Source organism: Ruminococcus flavefaciens, from assembly GCF_900116855.1.
Taxonomy (GTDB): domain Bacteria; phylum Bacillota; class Clostridia; order Oscillospirales; family Ruminococcaceae; genus Ruminococcus; species Ruminococcus flavefaciens_R.
Map to the genome: position 1 here is coordinate 85,396 of NZ_UETD01000010.1, position 14,347 is coordinate 99,742.

Annotated in this window: 13 protein-coding genes; 10 read left to right on the top strand and 3 right to left on the bottom strand. The window is 49.7% G+C overall.

Annotated elements, in window-relative coordinates:
• Positions 1-72: 72 nt before the first annotated feature.
• Positions 73-1,431: a PFL family protein gene (locus DSZ37_RS11590; protein ID WP_109727062.1), complete on the bottom strand. Its 1,359-nt coding sequence runs from the start codon at positions 1,429-1,431 to the stop codon at positions 73-75.
• An 18-nt stretch (positions 1,432-1,449) separates the two neighbouring features.
• Positions 1,450-1,719, bottom strand: coding sequence for an ACT domain-containing protein (locus DSZ37_RS11595; protein ID WP_028515335.1), 270 nt, complete (start codon positions 1,717-1,719; stop codon positions 1,450-1,452).
• Between the two features lie 306 nt (positions 1,720-2,025).
• On the opposite strand from DSZ37_RS11595, the gene DSZ37_RS11605 reads away from it, so the two are divergent.
• From DSZ37_RS11605 to DSZ37_RS11645, 9 genes are all read left to right on the top strand, one after another.
• On the top strand, positions 2,026-2,874 hold the full coding sequence (locus DSZ37_RS11605) for a histidinol-phosphatase HisJ family protein (RefSeq protein WP_109727064.1): 849 nt from the start codon (positions 2,026-2,028) through the stop codon (positions 2,872-2,874).
• 24 nt (positions 2,875-2,898) lie between these two features.
• Positions 2,899-3,375, top strand: a complete 477-nt coding sequence (locus tag DSZ37_RS11610) for an Lrp/AsnC family transcriptional regulator (protein ID WP_109727065.1) — start codon at positions 2,899-2,901, stop codon at positions 3,373-3,375.
• 2 nt (positions 3,376-3,377) lie between these two features.
• A complete protein-coding gene (locus DSZ37_RS11615) occupies positions 3,378-4,556 on the top strand; it encodes an aminotransferase class I/II-fold pyridoxal phosphate-dependent enzyme (protein ID WP_109727152.1) in 1,179 nt (392 codons plus the stop codon).
• Positions 4,556-5,413 (top strand): 4-(cytidine 5'-diphospho)-2-C-methyl-D-erythritol kinase, encoded by an 858-nt coding sequence (gene ispE / locus DSZ37_RS11620; RefSeq protein WP_109727066.1) that lies wholly within the window; start codon positions 4,556-4,558, stop codon positions 5,411-5,413. The genes DSZ37_RS11615 and ispE overlap by 1 nt, the downstream gene beginning before the upstream one ends.
• A gap of 265 nt (positions 5,414-5,678) precedes the next feature.
• Positions 5,679-6,065: a YegP family protein gene (locus DSZ37_RS11625; protein WP_109727067.1), complete on the top strand. Its 387-nt coding sequence runs from the start codon at positions 5,679-5,681 to the stop codon at positions 6,063-6,065.
• A 503-nt stretch (positions 6,066-6,568) separates the two neighbouring features.
• Positions 6,569-8,146, top strand: a complete 1,578-nt coding sequence (gene rny, locus DSZ37_RS11630) for a ribonuclease Y (protein ID WP_028519721.1) — start codon at positions 6,569-6,571, stop codon at positions 8,144-8,146.
• Between the two features lie 183 nt (positions 8,147-8,329).
• Positions 8,330-10,051 carry a dockerin type I domain-containing protein gene (locus tag DSZ37_RS17750; protein ID WP_181380307.1) on the top strand — a complete coding sequence of 574 codons (1,722 nt, stop codon included), beginning with the start codon at positions 8,330-8,332 and terminating at the stop codon, positions 10,049-10,051.
• A 31-nt stretch (positions 10,052-10,082) separates the two neighbouring features.
• A complete protein-coding gene (locus DSZ37_RS11640) occupies positions 10,083-11,543 on the top strand; it encodes a hypothetical protein (protein ID WP_109727068.1) in 1,461 nt (486 codons plus the stop codon).
• Between the two features lie 203 nt (positions 11,544-11,746).
• Positions 11,747-11,917: a DUF362 domain-containing protein gene (locus DSZ37_RS11645; RefSeq protein ID WP_019680871.1), complete on the top strand. Its 171-nt coding sequence runs from the start codon at positions 11,747-11,749 to the stop codon at positions 11,915-11,917.
• 60 nt (positions 11,918-11,977) lie between these two features.
• Here the strand turns inward: DSZ37_RS11645 and DSZ37_RS11650 are convergent, their stop codons facing one another.
• Positions 11,978-12,160 (bottom strand): DUF1540 domain-containing protein, encoded by a 183-nt coding sequence (locus tag DSZ37_RS11650; protein WP_109727069.1) that lies wholly within the window; start codon positions 12,158-12,160, stop codon positions 11,978-11,980.
• A 194-nt stretch (positions 12,161-12,354) separates the two neighbouring features.
• Between DSZ37_RS11650 and DSZ37_RS17755 the strand changes: the two genes are divergently transcribed.
• Positions 12,355-14,346: a DUF6583 family protein gene (locus DSZ37_RS17755; protein WP_109727070.1), complete on the top strand. Its 1,992-nt coding sequence runs from the start codon at positions 12,355-12,357 to the stop codon at positions 14,344-14,346.
• The last annotated feature ends 1 nt before the right edge of the window (position 14,347 follow it).

Consider the following 14,347-nt stretch of genomic DNA (forward strand, 5'->3'; position numbering starts at 1 on the left):
AGGGCGGATGGTATCCGCCCTTACATCGGAACGCCGAGGGCGGCGTTCCCTACATTGTTTACGCCTGACGGCTTAGTTTTTAAGGCTCTGCATAGGTGCAGGGATACGTCCGCCGCGGTTGATGAACTTGGCAGGAGACTTCTCCCTGATAGGCATAACGGGACCGCTTCCCAGCAGACCGCCGAATTCGAGGGTGTCGCCCTCCTTCTTGCCGATGGCAGGGATAAGACGTACTGCTGTTGTTTTTGAGTTCACCATGCCGATAGCAGCCTCGTCTGCAATGATAGCGGATATGGTCTCGGGACTTATCTCGCCGGGAACTACTATCATGTCAAGTCCGACGGAGCATACAGATGTCATGGCTTCCAGCTTTTCAAGGCTGAGAACGCCTGCAACTGCTGCGTCTATCATGCCTGCGTCCTCGGATACGGGAATGAATGCGCCCGAGAGTCCGCCGACAGTTGACGAAGCCATTACGCCGCCCTTCTTGACCGCGTCGTTGAGCATAGCAAGGCAGGCAGTGGTGCCGTGGGTGCCGCACATTTCCAGTCCCATTTCCTCGAGGATATGTGCAACACTGTCGCCCACAGCAGGTGTGGGAGCCAGAGACAGGTCAACTATGCCGAAGGGAACGCCAAGGAGCTCTGAAGCTCTTGCGCCAACCAGCTGACCCATACGGGTTATCTTGAATGCGGTCTTTTTGATGATGTCCGCAATTTCGTTTATTGAAGCGTCGGGATACTTTGTAAGAGCTGCGCGGACAACTCCGGGACCGGAAACGCCAACGTGTATCTCGCAGTCGGGCTCGCCTACGCCGTGGAATGCGCCTGCCATGAAGGGGTTATCCTCAACGGCATTGCAGAATACTACCAGCTTTGCAGGTCCGATACAGTCGCGGTCTGCGGTCTTTACCGCAGCTTCCTTGACTATCTGACCCATGAGCTTTACAGCGTCCATGTTGATACCCGACTTTGTGGAGCCGATATTTACGGATGAGCAGATGTTCTGTGTAACGTCAAGAGCCTCGGGGATAGACTTGATGAGAGCCATGTCGCCTGCGCTGAAGCCCTTGTGGACCAGTGCCGAATATCCTCCGATGAAGTTTACGCCGCAGGTGTCGGCAGCTCTCTGGAGAGCCTTTGCGAACTTTACGGGATCACCGTCGGGGCAGGCAGCTGCCAGCATGGCTATGGGAGTTACGGAGATACGCTTGTTTACGATGGGGATGCCGTACTCCTTTTCGATCTGCTGACCGACAGGAACAAGGCTGCCTGCCTTGGTCACTATCTTGTTGTAGACCTTCTCACAGGCCTTGTCTATATCCGTATCGATACAGTCAAGGAGAGAGATACCCATAGTGATGGTACGGATATCAAGGCACTCGTCCTGTATCATGCGGATAGTTTCAAGAATATTATATACGTTAAGCATTGAGCGGACTTCCTTTCATCAGACACTGTGCATGGAGTTGAAGATATCCTCGTGCATTGTGTGGATAGAGAGCCCAAGCTCTGTACCGAGGGCAGTCATCCTGTCAACAAGCTCCGAGAAATCGCCCTTTATAGCTGATATATCCACCAGCATTATCATAGCGAACATATCCTGAAGAACGCTCTGTGTCACCTCTATAACATTAACATTGTACTCGGCACAGATACCGCTTACCTTGTGGAGGATACCGACAGTATCCTTACCGATAACAGTTACAACTGCTCTCATAATCAAAAACCTCCGTTTTGTTGTTATATGGGGAGTCCCCACATGATTGATATAATTATATCATACCTGCTCCGTAAAGTCAATATCGCTTTTTTTTGTGATCAGTGCATGGTGCATAATGCTTAGCAGGGACGCCCATCGGGCGTTCCGCAAATAACGCAGCAAACCACACTGGTCTATGTGGGGGACGCCTTTTCCTACACTACTCACTAATAACTTATCACTATTCACTTTTTTTAAAAAACAGTGGAAATTTGCTTCGTTATGTGCTATAATAATAAAATACACTAAAAAGGGGCTGAAACTATGAATCTGATCGACTGCCATACACATACTCAGTTTTCCTTCGATTCCGACGCTCCCATAGCGGACTGCATAAAACGGGCGGAGAATCTGGGACTTGCTGCCTATGCCATAACCGACCACTGCGAGTGCAACTGGTGGTATCCCCGTGAGCATTACGGCGAGGACGTTCAGTCCGAGGATTTCGGCTTCGGTCAGGACTTTGAGCGCTCCGTGTCCGCTGTGGACAGGATAAAGGCGGAATACAGCGGCAGTACCCGTATCATCTGCGGTACGGAAATGGGACAGGGGCACCATGCTCCGGATATTGCGGCGAAAATTGCGGCTGACAAGCGCCTTGACTTCATCATCGGCTCCCTCCACCAGATACGCAATGAGTGGGACTTCTACTACATCGACTGCAAGGACTTCTCCGAGGACAGGATATATGACCTGCTGGAGCGGTACTTCCGCGAGATATACGAGATGTGTACCACTGTGGAGTTCGATGTGCTGGCGCACCTTACCTACTGCCTGCGCTATATGAAGCAGAGGGACGGCATTGAGCCCGATATAAGCCGTTTTGATGAGCTTATCGCCGAGAGTTTCCGCGCACTGATCGAAAAGGGTAGGGGCATTGAGATCAACACCTCGGGTATACGTCAGGGCTTCGGGGACTGCTTCCCTGACCTTAAATATGCAAGGCTTTTCCGCAACCTCGGGGGAGAGATACTCAGCATAGGCTCCGACGCTCACAGGGTCGAGGATATAGGCTTCGACATAGAAAAGGGCATTGACATCGCACGAGCGGCAGGCTTCCGCCGCATTGCTTACTTTATTAAAAGAACACCTTATTTTATTGACATAGACTGATATTATATGAAAGGAACTGATACCATGAACGACATCGTAAAAATATTACAGCAGAACGCCCGTATCTCCAACGCGGCGCTGGGAGAGATGCTGGGCATATCCGCGGAGGAGGCTGCTGCGGAGATAGAAAAGCTTGAAAAGAGCGGAGTCATCAAGGGATACAGCGTTATCGTTGACGACGACCTCTACGACAAGTCCACTGTTTACGCTACCATCGAGCTGAAGGTAACTCCGCAGAGGGACTGCGGCTTCGACGATATTGCCAAGACTATCATGATGTACGACGAGGTGGAAAGCGTGAGTCTTATGTCCTCGGGCGCATATGACCTTGCCGTTGAGGTAAAGGGCGACAACCTCAAGGACGTTGCCTTCTTCGTTTCCGAGAGACTTGCCACCATTGACGGTATACTCTCCACATCCACCCACTTCATTCTGAAAAAATACAAGGAAAAAGGCATCTTCATCGACAGTGAGGAGCCCGATGAAAGGGGACTCGTTTGATCGTGATCGACTACGATAAGGTCCTTTCGGACAAAATAAAGAATATCAAGCCCTCGGGCATACGAAAGTTCTTCGATATTGCAGGAACTATGGAGGGCGTCATCTCCCTCGGCGTGGGCGAGCCCGACTTCAACACTCCATGGGCTATCAGAAAAGCTGCCATTAAGGTGCTGGAGCGTAAGCACATCATCTACGGTCCCAACAAGGGACTCGTGCCCCTGAGAAACACCATTTCCGCTCACCTTGAGAAGAAGCACGGCGTAAAGTACGATCCCGACAAGGAAATGATCGTGACCGTGGGCGGCTCCGAGGCTATCGACCTTGCCGTAAGAGGTCTCCTTGACCCCGGCGACGAGGTGCTGGTGGTGGAGCCATGCTTCGTATGCTATGCTCCTCTGGTGGAGCTGGCAGGCGGTGTGCCCGTATCGGTGCCCACAAGGATAGAGAACAACTTCAAGCTGACCCTTGAGGACTTCAAAGACAAGGTCACAGAGCGCACAAAGCTGCTCATACTGCCATTCCCTAACAATCCCACGGGAGCAGTAATGACTAAGGAGGACTTGGAGCCTATTGCCGAATTCCTCCGCGATACAAATATAATGATACTCTCCGACGAGATATATTCGGAGCTCACCTACGGCAGAAAGCACTTCTCCATCATCGAGCTGGAGGGCATGAGAGAGCGGACTATCTACGTCAACGGCTTCTCAAAGGCTTATGCCATGACGGGCTGGAGACTGGGCTACGTTGCCGCTCCCGAGCCAATTATCAGCCAGATATCAAAGATACACCAGTACGGTATCATGTGCAGCCCCTTTATCAGCCAGAACGCCGCTGTTGAGGCTCTTACCTCCTGCGATGCGGAGGTGGACAAGATGGTGGACGAGTACAATATCCGCCGCCGCTATCTGGTTGGCGAATTCAACCGTCTGGGACTTACCTGCTTCAATCCCGAGGGAGCATTCTATGTGTTCCCCTGTATCAAGAGCACAGGTCTCACCAGCGAGGAATTCTGCGAGAGACTGCTCTTTGAGGAGAAGGTGGCAACAGTTCCCGGAAGCGCCTTCGGAGACAGCGGAGAGGGCTATATCCGCATATCCTACGCCTACTCCCTCAAGCACCTCATGGAGGCTATAAGCCGTATCGAGAAGTTCCTTAAAAAGCTGGAGGCTGAGAAGTAATGAGGGTAAAGACTGCTGCAAAGATAAATCTTGCACTGGATGTTACGGGAAAGCTGCCCAACGGCTATCACACCATCGAAAGCGTTTTTCAGACCGTGGGACTCTATGACGAGGTAAGCGTGGAGCTGACCGAGGTTGGCATAGAGCTTGGCTGTGAGGTCCCCGAGGAGTTCGCAAGCGCGGACCCCATACCCTGCGATGAACGCAATATCGCTTATAAAGCCGCAAAGCTGTTCTTTGAGGAGAACGGTATGGACTGCGGCTGCCGTATACATATTAAAAAAGGAATACCCTCTCAGGCAGGCATGGGCGGCGGCAGCACCGACGCGGCTGCTGTGCTGTACTGCCTCGGAGAGCTTACGGGCAAGAGCGTCAGCGCTCCCGAAAAGCTGGGTGCGGACGTTCCTTTCTTCCTTACGGGAGGGACTGCCTATGTTGAGGGCATCGGCGAGGTAATAAAGCCTATTGCCGATTATTCAGGACGCACCCTTGTTATCGCCAAGGGCGGCGAGGGAGTCTCTACCGCCGAGGCTTACAGAAACATAGACGCGCTCGAAGCTCCGCACCACCCCGACGCAAAGGCTCTTGCGGAGACTATCGGCAGCGCTCCCGACAGAGCTTACGAGCACTTCGGCAATCTCTTTGAACAGGCGGTCTGCCTTGAGGATGTTGACAAGCTGAAGTCCGCAATGCTCAACAAGGACGCTCTCAGAGCGGTCATGACGGGAAGCGGCTCGGCAGTATTCGGGCTTTTCGAGAGCCGCGAGCAGGCTGAGATATGTGCGGAAAAGCTGAAAAAATGGGGCTATTTTGCCGCAGTCTGCGAGACTGTTCCCGAAAGCTTCATAGTTATCTGAAAAAACTTTGCTGTCTGAACAGTGGGATATATATGCATATCATGGGACGGATAAGACCGTCCCTTTGCTTTTTTACGCTGTTTATAGCAAAACGGGCAGGTATCTGCCGCTGAGGGGCAGCTGTAAGTATCTGTTCATAATTTTGGCGTTTTGATGAAAATTAACAAAATCTATTGACAAGATGATAATATTCAGTTATAATTATGGTGTAAATCGAAAAACAATCGATTTTGTAATTCTTTGCTGAAAGGTGTTGAAAACATTTATGGGTAAATTTATCATCAAGGCTACAAAAACAGGCTTCACATTCAGCCTGAAAGCAGGTAACGGCGAGGTCATAGCTACCGGCGGAGAGGTATACAATACTCTCGACAGCGTAAAGAAAGGTATCGCCAGCGTTGCCAAGAATGCTCCCGCGGCTAATCTTGAGGATCAGACCATTGAGGGATTCCAGTCAGAGACAAATCCGAAGTTCGAGATATACAAGGACAAGTCGGGCGAGTTCAGATTCCGCCTTAAAGCAAAAAACGGTGAGATCATCGCCGCCAGCGAGGGCTATGTCAAGAAGGACAGCTGCAAGAAGGGTATCGCCAGCGTAAGAAAGAACGCTGTTGATGCTCCCGTTATCGAGCCCGAGCCCGAGAAAAAGTAAGTTCATCGGTTATTCCGGAACAGTGAGCCATAGTATTTCCATATATCGGAAGTGCTATGGCTTTTTTATATGATCTGCATAATATATTTGCAGGGCAGATATTACCTGCGCCGCCTGCTTCCCGAACCACGTTGTATCAATGTGCTGCGGCGAAGAAATGTCCAAAAATCTATTGACAGAACGGCTGAAATATTATATAATAATTATGTTGTATTTATTTGCATAATATTACTATGGCAGTATATGCAGCTTTGTTTTACATCATTATCCGCACAGGGCAAGATATATATACAAGCCGCGGTTTTTAAATATGATAACGGAACAAAAAATTTGGACGGGATAACGTCCGTCTATCTTTTGCGAGTCAGCCCGCTTGTCAGGGCATGGCTCTTGATCTATATATTTATAAATGAATAAAATAATGCGGCATTTACCGCCTTTAAGTAATAATTAAAACATGATACAAACTTTTAATTATATCAGAAAAGGAGGTAATGCACTGTATGAACCCGGGTCTGGCTATTGTTCTTATCCTCGTCGCACTTGCAGGCGGTGTCTTTCTGGGCTATATGCTTTTCTTCAAGAAGGGCGTTGCAGCAGGCGTTGAACAGCGTAAGCGCGATGCAGAGGCTATCGTCGGTTCTGCTGAACAGCAGGCTGAGCGTATTGTCGAGGACGCCGAAAAGGATGCCGACAATAAAAAGAAAAGCGCTCTCATAGAGGCTAAGGACGAAATACATAAGCTCCGCACAGAAGCGGACAAGGAGATCAAGGATCGCAGAGCAGAGCTGTCACGTCAGGAAAGACGTATGCAGCAGAAGGAAGAGAATTTAGACAAGAAAACCGATAACCTCGAGAAAAAGGAGGAAACCCTCAACCAGAAGATCAAATCAGCCGATGAAAAGCTGAAGGAAGCTGACTCTATCAAGAAGAGCCAGATGGATATTCTGGAACGTATTTCCGAATTTACCAAGGATCAGGCTAAGGAGTACATAATCTCAAAGCTTGAGGACGACCTCGTCCACGAAAAGGCTGTCAAGGTCGCTGCTTACGAGCAGATGATCAAGGACGAATGTCAGGAGAAGGCGAGAAGCTATATCTCACTGGCTATCGCCAAGGTGGCTGCGGATCAGGTGTCCGAGGCGGCTGTTTCAGTCGTTCCTCTCCCCAATGACGAGATGAAGGGCCGCATAATCGGCCGTGAAGGACGTAACATCAGGACTCTTGAGACCCTCACAGGTGTCGATCTCATCATCGACGATACACCCGAGGCTATCACTATTTCCTGCTTCGACCAGATCAGACGTGAGGTCGCTAGGATCGCTCTCGAAAAGCTTATCGCTGACGGACGTATCCACCCCACACGCATTGAGGAAATGGTCGAGAAAGCCCGCCGCGAAGTGGAATACCGCATCAAGCAGGAGGGCGAAAGAGCCGTTATCGAGACCAATGTTCACGGTCTCAACCACGAGCTCATCAAGCTTATCGGACGACTCAAGTTCCGTACAAGCTACAGACAGAACGTCCTTGACCACTCTATCGAGGTCGCAAAGCTCTGCGGAGTCCTCGCTTCCGAGCTTGGGGTCGATGCCAACATGGCAAGACGTGCAGGTCTTCTCCACGATATCGGTAAGGCACTCACCTCCGAGATCGAGGGATCACACGTTCAGATCGGTGTTGACGTTTGTAAAAAATACAACGAAAATCCTGTTATTATCCACGCTGTTGAGGCTCACCACAACGATGTCGAGCCCAGAACAGTCATTGCCTGCATAGTTCAGGCAGCCGACGCTATCTCCGCTGCAAGACCTGCCGCAAGAAGCGAAAACTACGAAAGCTACATCAAGCGCCTTCAGAAGCTTGAGGAGATATGCAACTCCTACGACGGCGTTGAGAAGTGCTTTGCTGTACAGGCAGGACGTGAAGTCAGGATCATGGTCGTTCCCGAGGTCATCAATGATGAGAAGATGGTCCTCGTTGCAAGACAGATCGCTCAGCAGATCGAGTCTGAGATGGATTATCCGGGACAGATCAAGGTCAACCTTATCCGTGAGAGCAGGGTAACTGACTACGCTAAATAATTCGACCGCTGCGGATCGGATAGTTACCGCGTATGCTTCGGCTGTCGGGCTTTTATGCTCGACAGCCGTTCCTTTTATTTTGCTGTGAAGGCAGGAGGGGGAACGGGGAGAGATATATAAAGATAACTTATCCTCATGTCTTCAGAACAAAATGTTCGTGTAAAACACGAAGGGGGTATTATAATGAAAAAAAGGTCATTTTTAAAATGGCTCACTTCGGCAGCCTTTGCGGCACTCATGGCTGCTGCGGCGATTCCTGCCTCTGCGGGCGCAGAATGGCGGCAGGTCGACAGAATGGGCGACCTTAACGGCGACGGAGCCGTTAACGTTGCGGACATTATCACACTTTCAAGACATCTCCTCGGCAAGGAGAAGCTCTCTGACAAGAGCACCTACAACATCGGCAGCGCCTACTACGCTATAGGCAGCGTAACGGACAAGAACAACCTTTCCTCGGCAGGCGCGGCTGTGGGAAAGAATGTCATTCAGAAGGCAGACCTCGACCGCGACGGAGTTGTCGACTCACTCGACCTTGCGAGCCTGAGACGGAATGTCATCTCTGTTTCGCCAAAGGACGAGATATATCGCTGGTATGAGACAACAACAACCACCACAACTACTACCACGACTACAACAACTACTACCACCACCACAACTACTACCACCACTCAGCCCAACAGGGAATTCATCCCTGCGCCAATATACGATATGTACGGCACTCTGCCGTCACAGGGGGACTCAAAGCTGGTCATTTTCTATGTTGACTTCCCCGACTGCAAATTCGACTATATGCCGACTACCGACCGTCTTGACGAGATGGCATTCGGACCCGAAAACACTTCTTCGACTCAGTATCCCTTCGAGAGTTTCTCGGCGTTCTATTCAAGAGCCTCAAAGGGACAGATGAACCTCAGCGGAAAGTCTTACAGGTATACCTGTAAGAAGAACAAGTCCAGCTATGAGGGCGATGTCTATAAGGCGGACTTCACCACCGAGGTCATAAAGGCTATGGACAGCACCATCGATTACTCGCAGTTCGATGCCGACAACGACAAGATCATCGACGCTATACTGTTCTGCGTTCCAAAGAGCGCAGGCGATGACGAGTGGTGGCCCTGTGCAGGCGGCTTCGGCGGAAACTACTGGATGAAGGTGGACGGTATGTCCATTGGCCATGTCATTACGGGAAATGCTTCTGTAAAGGGCGACAATGACTATACCGACTTCGTTTCCACATATCTCCATGAAATGGGTCACTGTATGGGACTTCCCGACTATTATCTCTATAATAAGGATGATTTTGAGGGACTTCACGGCTCGGCAGGCTATGACCTCATGGACGAGGCTTTCTCGGACTTCAGCTCAGTTTCCAAGCTCATGCTGGGCTGGTACAGAAAGGACCAGATACAGGTCTATGACCCTGCAAAGGGCGCTCAGACCTTTAAGCTCATCAACGGTCAGACCGACGAGGGCAACTGCCTTATAATCCCGAGAGGTGAGCTCAACAGCAAGTACAAGTCGGAGTACTTCATACTTGAATATACCACTCTTGACGGCAATAACAGTCAGGTGGACGACTACTTCTGGTGGAGACCTACGGGAAGCGGCGTAAGACTGCTCCATGTGAATACCACCGAGGCTGACGACGGCTGGCGGAAGTTCTTCATGTACGAGAGCGGCAACGACGAAATGACCAACTACGATGACGGTATACGCTACATAAGACTGGTCAACGACGGCGACAAGGACAATCTCCTACGCAGAGGAAACCGTGTGGACGGCAATACTCCGGGCTTTGCATGGTACGACCTGTCCACGGGAGCTGAGAATGTTCCTACGGACTTCATCATCACCGTTGGAGAAAAGAACGGCGACAGCTATACAGTTACCGTTTCACCTAAATAAATTCTGCAAAAGGCAGAAAGGAAAGAGATAAATGCCAAAAACCATATTCCATTCATCCGAAAAATCAAATTTCATACTCAATATGACCGAGGAACAGTTCTCAAAGCTGGCTTCAAGGGGACTTGCAATAGCTATGCTGATGACTCCGCTGTTCACTCTCGTCCCCGAGATAACGGACAAGGCTACCTATGCCTTTTCGGCAGGCGGTCTCGTAGCAGGCGGCGTTATCGCCATGATAATCGCCATAATCGCCATTATGAAGAAGTACATCAGCAAACGGTTCATTATCCCCATGGGAGCTATGCTCATCATGGAGCTCTGGGGAGTGTTCTCCCTCATCAAGGGCGTTGATCTGGGAATCTCATTCTACGGTTTCCCCGAAAGAGGTGAGGGACTCCTTGCACTTATCTTCTATTTCTGCTTCTTCGTCTCGGCGTCGGCACTGAAGCGTGAGAGCGCCGTCAAGACCGTTATCGACGGTGTTGTGGGTGTGGGACTTCTCAACAGTATCGTGGGTCTCATACAGATATTCTCGGGACAGCTCAGCCATTACAGGAGTGTATATATAGACATAAAGGCAAATGCGGCTTCCGGTCTTTCAATGTCGCCCCTGTTCCTTGCGATGGTGCTGACACTTTCGCTTTCTGCCGCACTTATCAGCTTCATCTCCTCAGAGGACAGGAAGCGCAGCATCGGTATGCTGGTGTGTGCAGTTCTGTTCTCATTCGTGATGATGTTCACCTATTCGTTCATCGGCTTCTTTGGACTTGCCTTTGCTCTTATCTCTGCAATAGCAGCGGTATTCGCACTGAAAGCTCCTAAAAAGAAGCTCGTTGGCGTTCCTTGCAGCATAGCAGGTGCGGCAGCGGCAATTGCCCTTGTATTTGCGGGAGCTATCGGCAATATCGACTCGTACAGACTGTACGACGGAAGGATACTCTGGTGGGCTGACGGCTATATGAGAGCTTCATCCTCGGGTACATTCAATCCCGATGTAGTCGATATAGACGACACCTATGACGTATATATGTACCTCAATGACAGGACCATGGACGTTATCGAGCACAATTCGCTTACGGGAACGGGTCCCGACCAGCTGGCATTCGCCCTCATCAGAGTGTCTCAGGAGGACGCAGGCAAATACACCGATTTCGGCGACCTTATCTCCTCACAGAGAGGCGTTTTCGACAAGGTCTACAACGAGTACCTCTACACAGCTGCCACAAGAGGTGTCACATCAGCCATATTCCTCGTGCTGACAGTTCTCTCGGCAGTCATACTCGGCTTGAAGGCTTTCCGCAGACGAGCTACGGCAGAGTCATTCACCGTGTTCATACTCGCTCTCGGCGGAGTCCTCGTTTATCTCATAGGATGCAGCAGCATCCCCTTCGCACCTGTGTTCTGGGTGGCTGCGGGAGCCGCCTGTGCAGAGATAAAGGACAGCAGGCAGCAGAAGGCAGAGAAGAAGGCTGCAAAGAAAAACAAGGCATGATGCTTTGTGATACGATAATGAAAATAAGATGAAATTTAAAGCCTGAGAGTCTGACTCTCAGGCTTTCTTTCGGCGATTTTACGCGGTTTGACAGGTGTAAATGTAAGCGGATACTAACAAAAAAGCCTTGATTTTTGACATGGATATGCTACAATATAAATAACGAGGAGCACTGCTCCCGAATAACACGGAGGTGTATGTATATGGCATATATTATTTCTGATGATTGCGTAGCTTGCGGTGCTTGTGCAGGTGAGTGTCCTGTTGGCGCTATCTCTGAGGGCGACGGAAAGTACGTTATCGATGCAGACGCTTGCGTTGAGTGCGGTGCTTGTGCAGGAGTATGTCCTGTAGGCGCTCCTAACGCTGAGTGATCTAACAAAAGGCAGATAAGCAGTTCCATATGAGGAACTGCTTATTTTTTTGCCCTGTGCTCAGCTGCAGCAGCCTGTGCGCTTTACGAATGAGTTGCAGTCGGTACATTCCGGCACTGTGGGATCGTCCTCATGTGTGCCTACGGAAATGCAGTCGAGAGAGCAGTAATTCTCTGTCACAAGGTTGTGACGGCACTGGGATACGTCGCATTTGATGCTCTTGTTTTTCTTCTTATCATCCATGATAAACACCTCTTTGTGAGTATTTACCCTTTCGGGCAAGGATATTATGCCCGATTAATTGTGAACTATTCGTGATGGAAAGATTACAGCATGAATACAAAACACGCTGCATTATTGACTTTTGCAAAGCTTTGTGATAATATTATCATATGGGGCTATATGCTCACAATGATATTTTACAGGAGGGGATCTGAATGTTTAACAACGATCAGAACAACTACGAAAATCAGTCTCTCAACGAAGAATTCAGCGTATCAGGCGTTGAGCCTGTTACAAAGAAGAGCAAGGGCAAGAAAGCAGCGATGATCGGGGGTATATCAGCAGCTGTTATCGTCGGAGGCGGCGCTGCTGCTTACGGCGTTTCCGATACTGTCAAAAATCAGGTGAAGCTTCGCGTAAGCTCTCCCGAGAAGTATTATGCTTGGGTGACTGAAAACAATTCAAAGACCATCGGTGAATCAGTAAGCGAGGCTTACAAAAAGGGACTTGACAAGTACAAAAAAGGACAGACTGTAGACTTTAAGGTAACATTCGAGCCTACGGATGACACAAAGGAACTTCTGAAGGATGAGATATTCGGTGACTACAGAGACTCCGATAACGAAGAAATCTCGTCCCTTATAGACATTATCGACAAGAATGAAAAATTCTCTGTCAGCGCAAAATGTGCAAGCAAAAAAGGCAATATCGACGCTAATGTAGGCTTTGACCTTAACGGCGACCGTGTTGTCGGTGCAGATATCGTCGGCGACGGAGATGCTGCCGATTATTTCTTCCGTATCCCCGAGCTGAAGGATCAGTGGATCGGTATCGAGTACGGCAAGATGCTTGAGGGTATTGTTGAGGAGGCAGGTCTTGACAGTGATCCCACAGCTGCGTACAAGGATATCCTGAAGGACCCCGAGTCATTCCTCTCACCCGAGGATGTTGAGACCGAGGTCAACAGATATGCGGCAGTATGGTCAAGCTTTGCAGACGATGTAGAGCTGGAGAAGAAGGAAGAGGTGGATATCTGCGATATCACCGTAAACTACACAGTCGCTACAGTAGAGCTCACAGAAAAGGACGCTGCTAAGCTTGAGGTCGAGTTCCTCAAGGAGCTCCGTGACGACAAGATTGTAAAGGATATCCTGACGGACAAGCTTGACGTTGTGGACAAGGATGAGTTCGAGTCAAGCATCGACGATGAGATAGACGATATCAAGGAAGACCTCAAGGGCGACTATTATGACGATAAAGAGGTCGTTATGAGCATCGATACATATATCGACGGCACAGGTACTATCCGCGGTCTGAAGTTCTATAATGACGAGGGCGCTTTCACTGCTGTTATGGGCAAGGACGGCGACAGCATCCGCGGTGAGTTCTCATTCACAGAGGACGGCGAGGAGCAGTTCTCGGTAAAGCTCACAGCCGAGGAGAACCACAAGAAGTACACAGGCGACATCGAGCTCACATACAGTGATGTTTCATACAACTACGTTGACGACGATTATCAGAAGGAGGTAACTCCCGTAACAGTTTCCGTACTCTTTGAGGACGTTGAGATCGTAGACGAGGAGAAGGGCTACTTCAACGGTGACTTCACAGTGAATATCCCCGATACAGCTCCTTTCGTTATCAGCTGCAGCGCTGACAAGGACGGTCAGAGCGTAAGCAGTGACATCGTTATCGACGGCACTAACTACGGAAAGCTCACATTTGATTACTCTGTTGACTATAATGCAGATATCGACATTCCCGACAAGGGCGGCGCATTCATGATCGATATGGATAGCGAGGAAGCTCCTGACTTTGAGGAATATGCTTCAAAGGACGAGTTCAACAGCTTCATGCAGGGTCTCCTTACAAAGGCAGGCATTGACAGCAAGTACGCAGACAAGTATGCTGAGGCTATCACAGAGGAAGTATACGACGAGTTAGACTACGGCAGCATCGACTTTGATGATGACGATTTCGATTTCGACGACGACGATGATGATTTCGATTTCGATGATGACGATGATGATTTCGACTTTGATGATGACGACGACGATTATGATGATTTCGACTTCCAGTTTGATCCCGACAGCTTCAAGTACGAGGACTACAAGGACTACATGACTGAGGAAGAGTTCAACGAAATGATGGACAACATCAAGAAGTACTATGACGAGTACGAGAGCTCATCATCTAAGGCAAACTGAT